The organism is Comamonas faecalis (assembly GCF_039538025.1).
GTDB classification, from domain to species: domain Bacteria; phylum Pseudomonadota; class Gammaproteobacteria; order Burkholderiales; family Burkholderiaceae_C; genus Comamonas_C; species Comamonas_C faecalis.
Genome location: NZ_BAABBP010000029.1, coordinates 29,700 through 46,064, shown reverse-complemented (window position 1 = coordinate 46,064; position 16,365 = coordinate 29,700). Strand labels below are relative to the sequence as shown.

The 16,365-nt window shown below is 67.6% G+C and carries 14 protein-coding genes; 9 read left to right on the top strand and 5 right to left on the bottom strand.

Going from position 1 to position 16,365, the window contains the following annotated elements:
- Positions 1-182: hypothetical protein (locus tag ABD767_RS14040; RefSeq protein ID WP_344869833.1), on the top strand; the 182-nt coding region annotated here is incomplete at its 5' end.
- 3 nt (positions 183-185) lie between these two features.
- Here the strand turns inward: ABD767_RS14040 and ABD767_RS14035 are convergent.
- Positions 186-653: a tripartite tricarboxylate transporter TctB family protein gene (locus ABD767_RS14035; RefSeq protein ID WP_344869832.1), complete on the bottom strand. Its 468-nt coding sequence runs from the start codon at positions 651-653 to the stop codon at positions 186-188.
- 350 nt (positions 654-1,003) lie between these two features.
- Between ABD767_RS14035 and ABD767_RS14030 the strand changes: the two genes are divergently transcribed.
- The 4 genes from ABD767_RS14030 (at position 1,004) to ABD767_RS14015 (ending at position 5,309) form a co-directional block, all read left to right on the top strand.
- A complete protein-coding gene (locus ABD767_RS14030) occupies positions 1,004-1,492 on the top strand; it encodes a tripartite tricarboxylate transporter TctB family protein (protein WP_103045570.1) in 489 nt (162 codons plus the stop codon).
- A 20-nt stretch (positions 1,493-1,512) separates the two neighbouring features.
- The gene (locus tag ABD767_RS14025) at positions 1,513-3,024 is read left to right on the top strand and encodes a tripartite tricarboxylate transporter permease (protein WP_103045557.1); all 1,512 of its coding nucleotides are present in this window, start codon (positions 1,513-1,515) and stop codon (positions 3,022-3,024) included.
- 86 nt (positions 3,025-3,110) lie between these two features.
- The gene (locus ABD767_RS14020; protein ID WP_103045556.1) at positions 3,111-4,415 is read left to right on the top strand and encodes a DUF3422 family protein; all 1,305 of its coding nucleotides are present in this window, start codon (positions 3,111-3,113) and stop codon (positions 4,413-4,415) included.
- 78 nt (positions 4,416-4,493) lie between these two features.
- Positions 4,494-5,309 (top strand): SDR family oxidoreductase, encoded by an 816-nt coding sequence (locus tag ABD767_RS14015; RefSeq protein WP_103045555.1) that lies wholly within the window; start codon positions 4,494-4,496, stop codon positions 5,307-5,309.
- 8 nt (positions 5,310-5,317) lie between these two features.
- Here the strand turns inward: ABD767_RS14015 and ABD767_RS14010 are convergent, their stop codons facing one another.
- A complete protein-coding gene (locus ABD767_RS14010; protein WP_103045554.1) occupies positions 5,318-6,223 on the bottom strand; it encodes an EamA family transporter in 906 nt (301 codons plus the stop codon).
- Positions 6,224-6,333: 110 nt separating this feature from the next.
- Here ABD767_RS14010 and ABD767_RS14005 point away from each other — a divergent pair, with 110 nt between their 5' ends.
- The 3 genes from ABD767_RS14005 (at position 6,334) to ABD767_RS13995 (ending at position 9,194) form a co-directional block, all read left to right on the top strand.
- Positions 6,334-7,317, top strand: coding sequence for an NADPH:quinone reductase (locus tag ABD767_RS14005; protein WP_103045553.1), 984 nt, complete (start codon positions 6,334-6,336; stop codon positions 7,315-7,317).
- The gene (locus ABD767_RS14000; protein WP_103045552.1) at positions 7,314-8,126 is read left to right on the top strand and encodes an NUDIX domain-containing protein; all 813 of its coding nucleotides are present in this window, start codon (positions 7,314-7,316) and stop codon (positions 8,124-8,126) included. Before ABD767_RS14005 ends, ABD767_RS14000 begins: the two co-directional genes overlap by 4 nt.
- A 99-nt stretch (positions 8,127-8,225) precedes the next feature.
- Complete coding sequence (locus ABD767_RS13995) at positions 8,226-9,194, top strand: bile acid:sodium symporter (RefSeq protein WP_103045551.1); 969 nt, start codon at positions 8,226-8,228, stop codon at positions 9,192-9,194.
- 122 nt (positions 9,195-9,316) lie between these two features.
- On the opposite strand, the gene ABD767_RS13990 is transcribed toward ABD767_RS13995, so the two are convergent.
- Positions 9,317-10,990 (bottom strand): Na/Pi symporter, encoded by a 1,674-nt coding sequence (locus tag ABD767_RS13990; protein ID WP_103046427.1) that lies wholly within the window; start codon positions 10,988-10,990, stop codon positions 9,317-9,319.
- Positions 10,991-11,241: 251 nt separating this feature from the next.
- On the opposite strand from ABD767_RS13990, the gene ABD767_RS13985 reads away from it, so the two are divergent.
- Positions 11,242-12,903, top strand: coding sequence for a methyl-accepting chemotaxis protein (locus tag ABD767_RS13985; RefSeq protein ID WP_103046426.1), 1,662 nt, complete (start codon positions 11,242-11,244; stop codon positions 12,901-12,903).
- A gap of 40 nt (positions 12,904-12,943) precedes the next feature.
- On the opposite strand, the gene lspA is transcribed toward ABD767_RS13985, so the two are convergent.
- Both lspA and ileS read right to left on the bottom strand, forming a co-directional pair.
- Entirely contained in the window at positions 12,944-13,471 is a 528-nt protein-coding gene (gene lspA, locus ABD767_RS13980) for a signal peptidase II (protein ID WP_103046425.1), read from the bottom strand.
- 2 nt (positions 13,472-13,473) lie between these two features.
- Positions 13,474-16,341, bottom strand: coding sequence for an isoleucine--tRNA ligase (gene ileS / locus ABD767_RS13975; RefSeq protein WP_103046424.1), 2,868 nt, complete (start codon positions 16,339-16,341; stop codon positions 13,474-13,476).
- Positions 16,342-16,365: the final 24 nt, after the last annotated feature.

Here is a 16,365-nt window from a genome sequence, read left to right as displayed (position 1 = left end):
GAAGACTTGCTTGCGCGTCTTGCGCGTGCTCAGGTTCAGGGCGAGGCTGGTTTGCTTCATGGATGAGGAGAATGCCAGCGGTGGCTGACAGCTACCAGACAGGCGGGGAGGTTTTGCAGGATTTCCTCAATGCCGTGGAAAATCCGAGCATGATGTTTTCGATCATGACAACGCTCCCTTGATATTTACAACCAGGTGAACAGTGGGAATTGCATTTGCATTCCATAGTGGAAGACGGCAACGGTAAATGCCGTCACTCCCACTGCCAGCCAAAAGCTTTGTTTGACGGAATTGTTGTGATCGCCCAGTGCCGAGATGAAAATCAGGCTGAAAGTGGCTGGTACCAATCCGCCGTAAGTTCCCAGAATAATGAATAACAGCATGCCGCCAATGATGGCGGCCCAGGGGCGGGCGTGTTTTCTTATCTTGCTCCACAGGGGTTCGGTCTGCCTGTCGGCCAGGATCTCGTCCGGGGAGTCGGGCAGGATGGCGATCAGCAGGCCCAGCACCATCATGACGATGCCCAGCATCATTGGATAAAAGCCGGGGCCCATGCGGGCCATGGTGCCGATCTGGTATTCCGTGCTGCCCACGGTGGTTGCGATGCCGATGAGAACAATCGATCCGCCCGATAAATGCTTGTGTTTGACCATGGGGATGGAGTCTCCTTGGGGTTCGGGTTGGGGTGTGTGCCAGATTCACCGCATCAGGGTGGCCGGCATTGAGATGAATTACGCGGGGTGTGGTGTGAAATGCGGGTGCATGGCATTTCGGTTATTTGATTCCGTAGAGGAATTGCGCGTAATTCAATTGATTATTGAAGGTGATCCGATTTTTGTCGTACGTGATGCCCACAACACCAGGACAAGGGTTTTCCCTTGAGCTTGGGCTGTGGCAACTGCCGTGGGTGGGGTGATGGAGGCAACTACCTAAGTGTTCTCCACAACGCACGGGGGGGTGTTCGCGTGAACAATCGCACACCCTCTTTGTTATGGAGACTTTCGTGAAAATCAAAAGCCAGAAGGACTTTTTTGCTGGCCTGGCCTACCTGGTGGTGGGAGGGGGCTTTGCCATTGGCGCCACCAACTACCAGATCGGCACCGGCGCCCGGATGGGGCCGGGCTATTTCCCGATGATGATCGGCATTCTGCTGGCCATCATCGGCGCCGTGATCATGTTCAAGTCCACGGTGGTCGAGACCGTAGATGGCGACCCAATCGGCAAGTGGGCCTGGAAGCAGGCGGTGTTCATCATCGGCGCCAACCTGCTGTTCGGGGTGCTCCTGATCGGCCTGCCCAGCTTTGACGTGCCAGCGATGGGGCTGATCGTCGCGATCTACGGCCTCACCTTCGTCGCCAGCCTGGCGGGGGATCACTTCCGGTTCAAGGAGGTGTTCATCCTGGCCACCATCCTGGCCGCAGGAAGTTATTTCGTCTTCATTCGGGCACTCAGCCTGGTGCTGCCCGTCTGGCCCAGCTTCATCGTGGGCTGACACATACAGGAGCACACACCATGGAATTATTCGAACATTTGTCACTGGGCTTTAGCGTGGCCTTCACGCTTCAGAACCTGCTGTACTGTTTTGTCGGCTGCCTGCTGGGCACGCTGATCGGCGTGCTGCCGGGTGTCGGTCCCGTGGCCACCATCGCCATGCTGCTGCCGGCCACCTATGCGCTGCCGCCGGTGTCGGCGCTGATCATGCTGGCCGGCATCTACTACGGCGCGCAGTACGGCGGCTCGACCACGGCCATCCTGGTCAACCTGCCGGGTGAGTCATCGTCGGTGGTCACGGTGATCGACGGCTACCAGATGGCGCGCAAGGGCCGGGCGGGGCCGGCGCTTGCGTCGGCGGCGCTTGGCTCGTTCTTTGCCGGCTGCGTGGGCACCGTGATGCTGGCCAGCTTCGCTGGGCCGTTGACCGAGGTCGCCTTCAAGTTCGGCCCTGCCGAGTATTTCTCGCTGATGGTGCTGGGCCTGATCGGCGCGGTGGTGCTGGCATCGGGCTCGCTGCTCAAGGCGATCGGCATGATCTTGCTGGGCCTGCTGCTGGGCCTGATCGGCACTGACGTGAACTCGGGCGTAGCGCGTTACAGCTTCGACATTCCGGAGCTGACCGACGGCATCGATTTCATCGTCATCGCCATGGGCGTGTTCGGCTACGGCGAAATCATCTCCAACCTCTCGCGCCCCGAGGAAGAGCGCGAAGTGTTTGCCGCCAAGGTCACCGGCCTGATGCCGACCAAGGAAGACTTCAAGCACATGTTCCCGGCCATGCTGCGCGGCACCGGCCTGGGCTGCGCGCTGGGCATCCTGCCCGGTGGCGGTGCACTGCTGTCGGCCTTTGCCGCCTACACCATCGAGAAGAAGACCAAGCTCAAGCCCGGCGAGGTGCCGTTCGGCGAGGGCAACATCCGCGGCGTGACTGCGCCCGAGTCGGCCAACAACGCCGGTTCTCAGGCTTCGTTCATTCCGCTGCTGACGCTCGGTATTCCGCCCAACGCGGTGATGGCGCTGATGGTCGGCGCGATGACGATCCACAACATCCAGCCCGGCCCGCAGGTGATGACCAGCAACCCCGACCTGTTCTGGGGCCTGGTCGCCTCGATGTGGATCGGCAACGCGATGCTCGTGATCCTGAACCTGCCCTTGATCGGGATCTGGATCAAGCTGCTCACGGTGCCCTACCGCTGGCTGTTCCCGTCCATCGTGCTGTTCTGTGCGATCGGCGTGTACACCACCAACAACAACACCTTCGACGTCTGGCTGGTCGGCTTGTTCGGCTTCGTCGGCTACGGCTTCTACAAGCTTGGCATGGAGCCCGCGCCACTGCTGCTGGGACTGATCCTGGGGCCGATGATGGAAGAAAACCTGCGCCGCGCGCTGCTGCTGTCGCGCGGCGACTGGAGCGTGCTGGTCACGCGCCCGCTGTCGGCCGGCCTGCTCGCAGCGGCATTGTTGCTGCTCGTCATCGTGCTGTTGCCCGCGGTGAGCAAGAAGCGCGAGGAGGCCTTCGTCGAGGAGTGACGGCCACCTGATTCGTGGTTTCCCCCTTCACGGCACCTTCGGGTGCCGTTTTTTGTACTGTCGCGGCCATCCCCCACAATCGCGCCATGCCCGCCACCCACATGCCGCCCGAGCACCCGCAGCGCGCGTTGCTGCACAACGAGATCCACGCCCGCCCGCCCGAGGCCCTGGCGCCGCCGCTGGCGATCACCCACATCGTGATGTGGGCCGACGCGAGTGAGCGCGAGGCCAGCCGCGCGCACCTGGCGCAGCTGCTGCACGCCCACCACCTGAGCGCGCCCGATGCGGGCATGACGCACGCGCGCGCCGACCTGGGGCGCTGGCGCCTGCGCTGGGAGCAGCACACCGAATTCGTCGCCTGGACCTTCACCGCGGTGGCGTTTGAGGGCGGCGGCGCCCATCCGGTGCAGGCCAGCGACGCCGTGCCCCAGGACTGGCTGGCGCGCCTGCCCGGCCAATGCCTGTGCCGGCTGCAGCTGTGGGTGCAGCCGCTGCCCGCGCAGGGCGCGCTGGCCTACCCGCAACTGCAGATGCAGGCGTTGGACGAGGAGCAGCTGGTGGCCAGCAGCGTGACCGGCGGCCAGGCCTGCGTGTACACCGACTTCGCGCTGCACGCCGACGGCAGCTCGCGCATGGTGGTGCTTGCCGGCGCGCTGTCGCCGCGGCGCCTGGGGCGGCTGGTGCAAAGGCTGCTGGAGATAGAGACCTACCGCATGACGGCGCTGCTTGGTCTGCCGCAGGCGCGTGCGGCCGCGGTGCAGCTGGCGCGGGCCGAGCAGGAGCTGGCCGCGCTGGCCGAGGCGATCCGCAGCGCCGACTGCGACGCCGAGCCCGCGCTGCTCGACCGCCTCACGCGCCTGGCCGGCCAGGTCGAGAGTCTGTACGCGGCCACGCACGCGCGCTTTTCGGCCAGCAGTGCCTACTTCGACCTGGTGGCGCAGCGCATCCGCGACATCGACGAGGCGCGCCTGGGAACGCTGCAGACGATTGGCGAGTTCATGGACAGGCGCCTGTCGCCCGCGCGCAGCACCTGCGAATGGGCGGCGCGGCGCCAGGACGCGCTGTCGCAGCGCATAGCACGCATCAGCCACCTGTTGCGCACCCGCGTGGAGATCGCGCAGCAGCAAAGCAGCCAGGCGCTGCTGGCGGCGATGAACCAGCGCCAGGACCAGCAGCTGCAGCTGCAGGCGACGGTGGAGGGGCTGTCGGTGGCGGCCATCACCTACTACATCGTCGGCCTGGTCAGCTACCTGGCCCGCGGCGCGCAGCCGCTGGGCTGGCCGCTGGCGCCCGAGACCACGGCTGCGCTGGCCATTCCTGTGGTGGCGATCAGCGTCTGGTGGTCGTTGCGGCGGCTGCACCACAGGTTCTTCCACGCGCCCGGGCATTGACCGCAGCGGCGCGCGGGCGGCGCGCACCCGCTACAGTCGCCGCAGCAAATCACACGGATCACGAAAACGGAGGCCACGATGGATCTGGGAATTTCCGGCAAATGGGCGCTGGTGTGCGGCGCCAGCAAGGGACTGGGCCATGGCTGTGCGCAGGCATTGGTGCGCGAGGGCGTGAACCTGGTCGTCAACGCGCGCCATGCCGACGCGCTGCAGGACGCGGTCGCCCGGTTGCAGGCCGATGGCGCGGCCGCCGGCCATGGCGCGGTGCAGGTCATTGGTGTGGCGGCCGACATCACCACGCCCGAGGGGCGCGCGGCGGCGCTGTCGGCCGCAGGCGGGCCGGGGCGCGACTTCGACATCGTGGTCACCAACGCGGGCGGGCCGCCGCCGGGCGATTTTCGCCAGTGGGAGCGCGAGCAGTGGATGCGCGCGCTGGACGCCAACATGCTCACGCCGATCGCGTTGATCCGCGCGACCATCGACGGCATGGCGCAGCGCGGATTTGGACGCATCGTCAACATCACGTCCAGCGCGGTGAAGGCGCCGATCGACATCCTGGGCCTGTCCAACGGCGCGCGCAGCGGCCTGACCGGCTTCGTCGCCGGCACTGCGCGCAACCCGGCATTCGCAGGGCGCGGCGTGACGATCAACAACCTGCTGCCGGGCAAGTTCGACACCGACCGCCTGGCCACCACCTTTGCCGCAGCGGCCGCAAAAACCGGCCGTCCGGAGCCGGAGGTACGCCAGGCGCAGCAGGCGCAGATTCCGGCAGGGCGCTTCGGCACGCCGCAGGAGTTCGGCGCGCTGTGCGCGTTCTTGTGCAGCGTGCAGGCGGCCTACGTCACCGGCCAGAACTGGCTGGCCGACGGGGGCGCGTATCCGGGCAGCTTCTGACGCAGTAGTCAGCGCCGCGCCGACACGACGATGCCTCCGACGATCAGCACGAAGGCCAGCCCGTGGTACGGGCGCGGCATCTCCTGCAGAAAGGCAGCCGACAGCAGCGCGGCGAACAGCGGCGTGAGGTTGATGAAGAAGCCGCCGATCACCGGCCCGGCGCGCTGCACGCCCAGGCCCCAGCAGCGGTAGGCGATCACCGCGGGGCCGGCGGCGATGAAGATCAGCGCCAGCACCAGCGGCCAGCCCCAGACGAAGTGCACGCCGCTGACCGCCCATTCGGCGCCAGAGAACACGCCCGACCAGGCCAGGCCGAAGACCACCTGCGCCATCAGAAACGCGGCCCAGTCGCCGCGCAGGTCGGCCGGCTCGCGGGTAGCGACCAGCAGCCAGCTGTACAGCGCCCAGGCCATCGTGGCCAGCACCATGTACAGGTCGCCGGCCACCAGGCGCAGCTGCAAAAGCTGCTGCCAGCTGCCGCGCGAGAGCACCACGGCCACGCCCGCCACCGACAGCAGCGCGCCGGCCAGCTGCTGGCGCGTGACCGGCGTGCGAAACAGCAGCGCGCCGAAGAGCAGCATCCAGATCGGCGTGCCCGAGCCCACCAGCGTGACGTTGAGCGGCGTCGACGTCTGCAGCGCCAGGTATTGCAGCGCGTTGTAGCAGCCCACGCCCAAGAGGCCCAGCAGCGCGTAGCGGCGCCAGTGCGGCCACAGGCTGCTGGACGGGCGCAGCACGCGCCAGGCCAGCGGCGCCAGCAGCACGAAGGCCAGCAGCCAGCGCAGGAAATTCATCGTGACCGGGGCGATCAGCTCGTGCACCGCGCGCCCGACGACGGCGTTGCCCGCCCACAGCAGCGGTGCCGTGGTCAGCAGCAGGGCGGTGGCGGGCGTCAGTCGTGAGGAGGAAGCCATGGGGCGTGACTGTAAGCCCTGCCGTCGTGTGCCGCAGGCTGTGGCAGCGGGCAGGGCTGCGCCATCCATGGCACCATCATCGTTTTCACACGAACCAGGAGAGTGGCCCAATGAACCGCGTCGTACAGATTCGCCAGACTGGCGGCCCCGAGCAGTTGCAGCTGGCAGACGTCGCGGTGGGCGACCCCGGCCCGGGCCAGGTGCGCATCCGCCACCGCGCCGTCGGCCTGAACTTCATCGACTGCTACCACCGCAGCGGCCTGTATCCGCTGCCGTTGCCGGCCGTGCTGGGCGCCGAGGGCGCGGGCGTGGTCGAGGCCGTCGGCGACGGCGTGACCCACCTGAAACCGGGCGACCGCGTGGCCTATGCGCACAACGAGCCGGGCAGCTACTGCCAGGTGCGCGTGATGAGCGCGCGGCCCGTGTGCAAGCTGCCCGATGCGATCGACTTCGAGACCGGCGCGGCAATGATGCTCAAGGGCATGACGGCGCAGTACCTGCTGAAGAAGACGCTGCCGGTCGAAGGCCTGCAGCCGGGCGACCACGTGCTGTTTCACGCCGCGGCCGGTGGCGTGGGCCTGATTGCCTGCCAGTGGGCGCGGGCGCTGGGCCTGCAGCTGATCGCCACCGCAGGCAGCGACGAGAAATGCGCGCTGGCGCTGGCCAATGGCGCGGCGCACGCGATCAACTACCGCACGCAGGACTTCGTCGCCGCGGTCAAGGACATCACCGGCGGGCGCGGCGTCAAGGTGGTCTACGACTCGGTGGGCAAGGACACCTGGGAGGGGTCGCTGAATTGCCTGCGCCCGTTCGGCCTGATGGCAAGCTTTGGCAATGCATCGGGGCCGGTGCCGCCATTCTCGCCCGGCGTGCTGGGCGCCAAGGGCTCGCTCTACGTCACGCGCCAGACGCTGTTCACCCACCTGCGCTCGCGCGAGGCGACGCAGGCCATGGCCGACGACCTGTTTGCGGTCGTCGCCAGCGGCCAGGTCAAGATCCACGTCGCCCAGCGCTACCCGCTGGAAGACGTGCAGCAGGCGCACCGCGACCTGGAGGCGCGCAAGACCACGGGCTGCACCATCCTGACCCTGTGAGCGCACAACCCGCGTGGGCGCGCGCCATTTGCGCGCAGGCGCAGTGCCCACCCGCTGCGCCGCGTGTTCCGCTGTGGCTGGGCGATGAGCGCGTCGGGTCGGTGCAGGCGGGGTTTCTTGAACGGTACGGCGTGCTGGCGCGGCTGGACGGCCGCTGTCCGCTTGCGTTGCAGCAGCGCGCAGGTGCTTCGGCCTGGGTGCTGCCGCTGCAGGGCGCGACGCAGGCGCTGGCTGCGCTGGCGCAGGCGCTGCGCAGCGCCGGTTGCTGTGGCCCCTGGCGCGACGAGCAGATCACGGTGCGCGGCAATGCCGGCCAGGCGCTGGCGACCGTCGAGCGTGGCGCGGTGCGTGTGCTGGGCATGGCGACCGAGGCAGTGCACCTGGTGGGCACCAGCGCCGATGGCGCCCGGCTGTGGCTGCAGCAGCGCGCGCAGACCAAGCCCACGCACCCGGGGCGTTGGGACACGCTGATGGGCGGCATGGTGGGCGCGGGCGAGTCGCCCGACCAGGCGCTGGAGCGCGAGACCTGGGAGGAGGCCGGCCTGCAGCTGGCGCAGCTGCAGCAGCTGCGCATGGGCGGCGTGGTCGACTTTGCCCACCCCTGCGGCGAGGGCGGCGGCGCCGGCTACCTCATCGAGCGCATCACCTGGTACGCCGCCGCCGTGCCCGAAGGCGTGGCGCCGCACAACCGCGACGGCGAGGTGCAGGGCTTTGCCTGCCTGGTGCACGACCAGGTGCAGGACTGGCTGGCCCACGAGCGCTTCACGCCCGAAGCGGCGCGCGTGCTGGTCGATTTTTACGGCTGGTGAATGCAGCCTGCAGCCGTGCCGGTGTCTTGGCGCGTTGCGCTGCCGCACAATCTCCCCCCCTTTTTTTCTCAGAGCGTAAACACACTCTCAAGACCCACCATGGCTGTCCCGCACTGGCTTCCCGACCGTTTCACCCTGCTGCTCGTCGCCACGGTGACGCTTGCTTCGCTGCTGCCGGCCACCGGCGTGGCGGCGGCGCTGTTCGAATACGCCACCGTCGCGATGGTGGCGCTGTTGTTCTTTCTGCACGGCGCAAAACTGTCGCGCCAGGCCATCGTCGCGGGGCTGACGCACTGGCGGCTGCACCTGCTGGTGGTGGCCAGCACGTTTGCGCTGTTTCCGCTGCTGGGCTGGGCGCTGCGCCCGCTGTTGGCGCCGCTGGTCACGCCCGAGCTGTACATGGGCGTGCTGTTTCTGTGCACGCTGCCGGCGACGGTGCAGTCGGCCATTGCCTTCACCGCGGTGGCGCGCGGCAACATGGCGGCTGCAATCTGCAGCGCGTCGGCGTCGACGCTGCTGGGCATCTTCATCACGCCGGTGCTGGTCGAACTGGTGCTGCCGCACGTGGGCAGCGCGCAGCAGGACCTGTGGGGCAGCATCGGCAGCATCATGGCGCAGCTGATGCTGCCCTTCGTGCTGGGCCAGCTGTCGCGCCGCTGGAGCGCGCCGCTCATGGCGCGCCACGGCGCGGCGCTCAAGTTCGTCGACCAGGGCGCGGTGCTGCTGGTGGTCTACACCGCGTTCAGCGCCGCGGTGGCCGGCGGGCTGTGGGCCATGCTGCCGCTGTCTTCACTGGCCGGCCTGCTGCTGGTGTGCGCGGTGATCCTGGCGGCGGCACTGGTCGGCACCACGGTGCTGGCGCGCCGGCTGGGATTCTCGAAGGAGGACGAGATCACCATCGTCTTTTGCGGCTCCAAGAAAAGCCTGATGAGCGGCGTGCCCATGGCCAAGGTGCTGTTCGCCTCGCAGGCCGCGGGCATGGTGGTGCTGCCGCTGATGGTGTTCCACCAGATGCAGCTGATGGTCTGCGCGGTGCTGGCGCAGCGCTATGCGCGCCGGCCGCAGTGACCGGCGGCTTGCTGCGCCTCATTCCATTTCTATATCGATCGAGTACGCGAAGGTGAAGCGCAGACAGTGCTGTAGCACGACAAGCGAAGCCGACAAAGTAATCGGTTGATATGGAAATGGAATCAGGGATGATCGCTTTGCAGGTGTGACCCACCGCTTTGCTGGTCGCGCGGGCGCGGCGTGGGCAGGGCGCCGCCTTGCTCCAGGATGGGGTAGGCGATCGAGCAGATCAGCGAGTTGATGCGCTTCATGTCGCTGATCAGGTCGATGTGCAGCGAGCTGGTCTCCATGCTCTGCACGGTGCGCTCGGACAGGCGCATCAGGTGGTTGGTGGCGTAGGAGCGCTCCAGGTTGCGAAACAGCGCCTTCTCTTCCAGCAGACGCTGCGCGTCGCGCACGTTGCCGTTGAGGAATACGCTCATGCCCAGGCGCAGGTTGTTGACCAGGCGCTGGTGCAGCTCGGAGATCTCCCGCAGGCCCGCTTCGGAGAACTTGAAACCGCGGCGGATCTTCTTCTCCTCGATGTCCTGGATGATGCGCTCGACGATGTCGCCAATCTGCTCCATGTTGATCGTGAAGCTCAGGATGTCGGTCCAGCGCCGGCTCTCCTTCTCGCCCAGGTCGTCGCGCGGCACCTTGGTCAGGTAGTACTTGATCGACGAATACAGCGTGTCGACCTCGTCGTCCATCTTGCGCAGGCGCTCGGCCTGGGCCTCGTCGTTGTCGCGGATCACGTGCATCACGCCCACCAGCATGGTCTCGACCACGTCGGCCTGGTACAGCGCCTCGCGCACCGCAAACGAGATCGCCAGCGACGGCGTGCCCAGCGCCGAGGGGTCGAGGTGGTGCGGGCGGTCGCCCGGCGCGGGCGCGGGCTTGGGCAGCACGCGGCTGATCAGCTGCGCCACCCACTGTGTCAGCCCGATGAAGCCGACGCTGATGATGATGTTGTAGGCCAGGTGAAACAGCACCACGCTGTGCGCCGTGCCCGGCAGGAGCGGCTCGACGTAGCGGATCCACGTGCCGATGAAGGGCGCCATCAGCGCCACGCCCATGATCTTGAAGAACATGTTGCCAATGGTCACCTGGCGCACCTCGACGCTGGACTTGGCCATGGTCAGCACCGCCGCCAGGCCGTTGCCCAGGTTGGCGCCCAGCACCATCCCGAGGGCCATGCCCAGTGGGACGACCTGGGTGTCGGCCATCGCGGCGATCAGGAGCACGACGGCCAGGCTGGAGTAGGAGACGATGGCCAGGATCGCGCCGACGATGATCTCGGCGGTCAGGTCGCTGGCCATGGTCTCCAGAATCAGGTGGGTGATGGGCGAGGCCATCATCGGCTCGGTGGCCTGCACCACGCGCTCCAGCGCCAGCAGCATCAGCCCCAGGCCAATGAAGACCTGCCCCACGCGCCCGGCAGTGGTGGCCTTGCTCGACACGTACAGCACCACGCCCACGAAGATGAACACCGGTGACAGCCATGACAGGTCTTGCGAGAACAGCAGCGCCATCAGCGCGGTGCCGATGTCGGCGCCGCGCATCACCGCCAGCGCCGCCGGCAGCGTGATCAGCCCCTGGCCGACGAAGGAGGCGGTCATCAGCGAGGTGGCGGTGCTCGACTGCACCAGCGCGGTCACGCCGATGCCCGCCAGCGCGGCGGTGAAGCGGTTGCCCAGGCTCTTGGCAAGTATCGTGCGCAGGTTGGCGCCAAACACCCGCAGCACGCCCGTGCGTACCAGCTGGGTGCCCCAGATCAGCAGGGCGACGGCGGCCAACAAGTTCAACAAATGCTTCATAAAACCGGGCGGTGGACACGGGGTGCGACGACGAGTCGCGGAAAAACCTTACACCATAACCCCAAACAGGGACTTGCGTTGACGTTGCAAGGGCAAGGCGCGCGCCTTGGGCCTTTCTCCCCATGGACTTGCTCCGCCTGCAGCATGCACCGCAATGCCCGAGCCATGGCCTGCGGCTTGCCCGAAGTGACTGGCAAAATCGGCCACAATTGTCAGTATTTGTTTAATTTTTTTCTATTGGTACTGAAACGATGTGGAACAACCTGCGCATCACCCACCGCTATCTGATGGTGTTGCTCGGCTGCTGGCTGTCGGGCGCCGTGGTCATCGGGGTCGGCTTCTGGGGCTTGTATATGGCGCGAAACAGTCTGCAGGAGGTGCACGGCCACGCCATGGTGCTGGCGCTCAAGGCCGGCGACGCGGCCGATCTGACGGTGCACAACCGCCTGCAGGTGCTGCTGGCCTTCCAGCATGCGCCGGACGGTGCGCTGGCAGGGCTGCACGATCACCCGGTGCAGGAGCACCTGGACGCGGTGGCGGCCAATCGCGCCCAGGTGTCGCAGGAGATGCAAGCGCTGTCAGAGCAGGCGCTGGGCGACGAGGAGAAGGCCTTGGCGCGCGGCATGCAGCAGGCGCGCCAGGCCTGGGTGGCGCAGCTGGACAAGGCGGTGCAGGCGCTGCAGGCGGGTAACTATGACGACCAGGTGATGGCCGGCTTTCTGGCCGCCGGGCAGTTCGAGGGCAATGCGCTGGTGCAGGCGTCGCAGCGGTTCCGGGCCTACCAGGTGGCGCGTGCCGACGCGGCCTACCAGGCGGCCGAGCAGCGCTACCGCCAGGGCTTGTGGTGGTTTGCCGGCGCCATCGTGCTGCTGGGCCTTCCCGCGTCGCTGCTGGCGCTGGCGCTGCTGGCGCGGCTGGTGCGCGGGTTCGCGCGCGCCAACCGCGCAGCCGCGGCGATTGCCGCCAGCGACCTGACCCAGCCGATCACCGCGAGCGGCAGCGACGAGATTGCCCGGATGCTGCAGCAGATGGAGGCAATGCGTAGCAACCTCAGCCGCACGATCGGCCAGGTGCGCGACGGCGCGCAGGCGATTGCCGGCGCGTCGACCCAGGTGGCGGCGGGTACGCAGGATCTGTCCTCGCGCACCGAGCAGCAGGCCAGTGCGCTGGAGCAGACCGCGTCGGCCACCGAGCAGCTGTCGGGCACGGTGCAGAACAATGCCGACAGCGCGCTGCAGGCCAACCAGCTGGCCAGCGCCGCCACAGGTGTGGCGCAGCGTGGCGGCCAGGTCGTGGGGCAGGTGGTCGACACGATGGAGGCGATCAACACCAGCTCGCGCAAGATCGTCGACATCATTGGCGTGATCGACGGCATTGCCTTCCAGACCAACATCCTGGCGCTGAACGCGGCGGTTGAGGCGGCGCGCGCCGGCGAGCAGGGCCGCGGCTTTGCGGTGGTGGCCGGCGAGGTGCGGGCGCTGGCGCAGCGCAGCGCCCAGGCGGCGCGCGAGGTCAAGGACTTGATCACCGATTCGGTGGGCAAGGTAGACGTGGGCACGCAGCAGGTGGCGCAGGCCGGCGCGACGATGCAGGAGATCGTCAGCGGCATCCAGAACGTGGCAGGCATCGTCGACGAGATCGCCAGCGCCAGCCGCGAGCAGTCGATGGGCTTGTCGCAGATCAACCAGGCGGTGTCGCACCTCGATGGCGTGACGCAGCAAAACGCCGCGCTGGTCGAGCAGACCTCGGCCGCGTCCAGCGCGCTGCAGGAGCAGGCGCGCCAGCTGGCCGAGCTGGCCGCCAGCTTCCGGCTGGAGCAGGGTGCGGCAGTGAATCGGCGGTCGTCCGCCGCGCCGGAGCTGGCGTTGCAGGCGGCGGCAAGCGCCCTGGTCGGCTACGCGCCGCAGGCGTGACGCCCGCCAGCCGCCCGCCGCGCTGCGGTGGCGGGTGGATTCAGGCCGGGTTCTTGCGCCGCAGGCGCAGCAGCTCGTCGAGCACCAGGCAGGCTGCGCCGACGCTGATCGCCACGTCTGCCAGGTTGAACGCGGGAAAGTGCCCGCGGTAGAACAGGCCGGCCAGCCACGGCCAGTGAAAGTCCAGGAAGTCGACGACGTAGCCGTGCTGCAGCCGGTCGACGACGTTGCCCACGGCGCCGCCCAGGATGCTGGCCAGCGAGAACGCGAACAGCCGCTGGCCCGGGTGCTGGCGCAGCTGCCAGACGATGAAGCCCGCCGCCGCCACGCCCAGCGCGGTGAACAGCCAGCGCTGCCAGCCACCGGCATCGGCCAGCAGCGAGAACGCGGCGCCCGTGTTGTGCGCGCGCACGATGTTGAAGAAGCCGGTGACCGGCGTTGCGTCGCCCCAGGCGTAGTGCTGCAGGATCAGCGCCTTGCTCCACTGGTCGAGCAGCGCCAGCACGCCGGCCCAGGCCAGCCAGGGCCACAGCCGCGCGCTGGCGGCCGCGTCATCGCGCGCGGCCATGCTCAGGCGTACGCCCGGGTTTCGCCCGCGCCGTGCAGATTGCTGTCGCAGCGCCCGCACAGCGTGGGGTGGGCCGGGTTGGCGCCCACGTCGGCGCGCCAGTGCCAGCAGCGCTCGCACTTGGCGTGCTCGCTGGCCTGCACGTCGACAGCCAGCGCATCGCCGGCGTGGACGCTGGCGGCGCTGGTGATGAGGACGAACTTCAGGTCGTCGCCCAGCGACTGCAGCAGCGCCAGGTCTTCGGGTTGGGCGGCCAGCCGGACCTCGGCCTGCAGCGACGCCCCGACATCGCCCGCCTCGCGCCGGTGCTCGATCTCCTTGTTCACCACGTCGCGGATGGCGCGCAGGCGCTCCCACTTGGCCAGCAGCGCGTCGTCTCCCGCGGGCAGCGTCTGGTAGGTCTCCAGGAAGATGCTGGGCGAGCTGCCGAACACCTTCCACGCCTCTTCGGCCGTGAACGACAGAAACGGCGCCATCCAGCGCAGCATGGCGTGCGTGATCTGGTGCAGCGCGGTCTGGGCGCTGCGCCGCGCCAGGCTCTTGGCGGCGCTGGTGTACAGGCGGTCCTTCAGGATGTCCAGATAGAAGCCGCCCAGGTCTTCCGAGCAGAACAGCTGCAGCTTGGAGACCACCGGGTGGAATTCGTAGACCTTGTAGTGCGCCAGCACCTCGGCCTGGAACTGCGCGGCACGCGCCAGTGCCCAGCGGTCGATCTCCAGCAGATCCTGATGGGCGACGGCGTCCTGCGCCGGATCGAAGTCGCTGGTGTTGGCCAGCAGAAAGCGCAGCGTGTTGCGGATACGGCGGTAGGCGTCGACAACGCGCGCCAGGATCTTGTCGTCGATGCCCAGGTCGCCAGAGTAGTCGGTGGACGCGCACCACAGGCGGATGATCTCGGCGCCCATCTTCCCGCTGACCTGCTGCGGCGAGACGGTGTTGCCCAGCGACTTGCTCATCTTCTTGCCCTGGCCGTCGACGGTGAAGCCGTGGGTGAGCAGCCCGCGGTAGGGCGCGCGCCCGTAGATGGCGCTGGCCAGCAGCAGCGAGCTGTGGAACCACCCGCGGTGCTGGTCGTGCCCCTCCAGGTACAGGTCGGCCTCGGGGCCCTCGTCGTGGTGCATGCCGGCGTGGGTGCCGCGCAGCACATGCCAGAAGGTCGAGCCCGAGTCGAACCAGACCTCAAGGATGTCGGTGCTCTTGGTGTAGGCCTTGGCGTCCTCGGAGCCCAGGATTTCTTCCGTCGTCACGCGGCTCCAGGCCTCGATGCCGCCCGCCTCCACGATGGCGGCCGCCTGGTCGATGATCTCCATGGTGCGCGGGTGCAGCTCGCCCGAGTCCTGGTGCAGGAAGAAGGGCAGGGGCACGCCCCAGCTGCGCTGGCGCGAGATGCACCAGTCCGGGCGCCCGGCAATCATGTCGCGCAGGCGCGCCTGGCCGTTCTCGGGGTAGAAGTGGGTGTGCTCGATGGCTTCGAGCGCAATCTGGCGCAGCGTCTTGGCCGGCTTTTGCGCCGGGTCGGTAAACACGCCCTCGCCCTCGTCCATGCGGATGAACCACTGCGCGGCGGCGCGGTAGATCACCGGGCTCTTGTGGCGCCAGCAGTGCGGGTAGCTGTGTGTGATGCCGGCCGTGCCCATCAGGCGGCCGGCGACCTTCAGCGCGTCGATGATGACGGGCACCGCCTTCCAGATGGGCTGGCCGCCAAACAGCGGAAAGTCCGCCGCGTACTGGCCGTTGCCTTGCACCGGGTTGAGGATGTCTTCGTACTTCAGGCCGTTGGCCACGCAGCTGTTGAAGTCGTCCACGCCATAGGCGGGCGAGGAGTGCACGATGCCGGTGCCGTCCTCGGCGGTGGCGTAGTCGGCCACGTAGACCGGCGAGATGCGGTCATAGCCCGCATCGGCAGCGCTGAGCGGGTGCTTGAAGGGCATGTGGTCGAGCTTTTGCCCGACGGTGGTGGCGACCACTTTGCCGGCAATGCCCCAGCGCTCCAGGCATTTGTCGACCAGCGCGCTGGCCAGGACGAGCAGGCCGCGGTCGGTGTCGACCAGGCTGTATTCCAGCTCGGGATTGACGTTGAGCGCCTGGTTGGCCGGAATCGTCCAGGCGGTCGTCGTCCAGATCACTGCGAACGCCGGCTTGTCGAGCTGCTTGAGGCCAAAGGCCTCGGCCAGCCGGGCCGGGTCGGCCGCGGGGAACATCACGTCCAGCGTCTGGCTCTGCTTGTCCTGGTACTCGATCTCGAACTCGGCAAGCGAGCTGGCGCAATCGAAGCACCAGTACACGGGTTTGAGGCCGCGGTAGACAAAGCCGCGCTCCATGACTTTCTTGAGCGCGCGCAACTCGCCCGCTTCGCTCGCGTAGTTCATGGTCTTGTACGGGTTGTCCCATTCACCGAGCACGCCCAGGCGCTTGAAGTCCTCCATCTGCTGCGCGATCTGCTCGGAGGCAAACGCCCGGCCGCGCGCCTGCATCTCGTCGCGTGGCAGGTTGCGTCCGTGCAGCTTCTCGATGGCGTTCTCGATCGGCAGGCCGTGGCAGTCCCAGCCGGGGGTGTAGAGCGCGTCAAAGCCTTCGAGCTGGCGGCTTTTGACGATCATGTCCTTGAGGATCTTGTTCATCGCATGGCCGATGTGGATCTGGCCGTTGGCATACGGCGGGCCGTCGTGCAGGATGAATTTGGGCGCACCCCGGCGCGCATCGCGCAGCTGTTTGTACACACCTTGCTCGTCCCATTCCTTGACCCAGGCGGGCTCGCGCCTGGGCAGGTCGCCGCGCATCGGGAACGGCGTGTCGGGCATGTTCAGCGTGGCGCGGTAGGGGTTGTCGGCTGGCTTGCGCTTGCCGCCGGCGGCTTGGGTCTCAGACATGGATTACCTTCAAAACAGGAACGT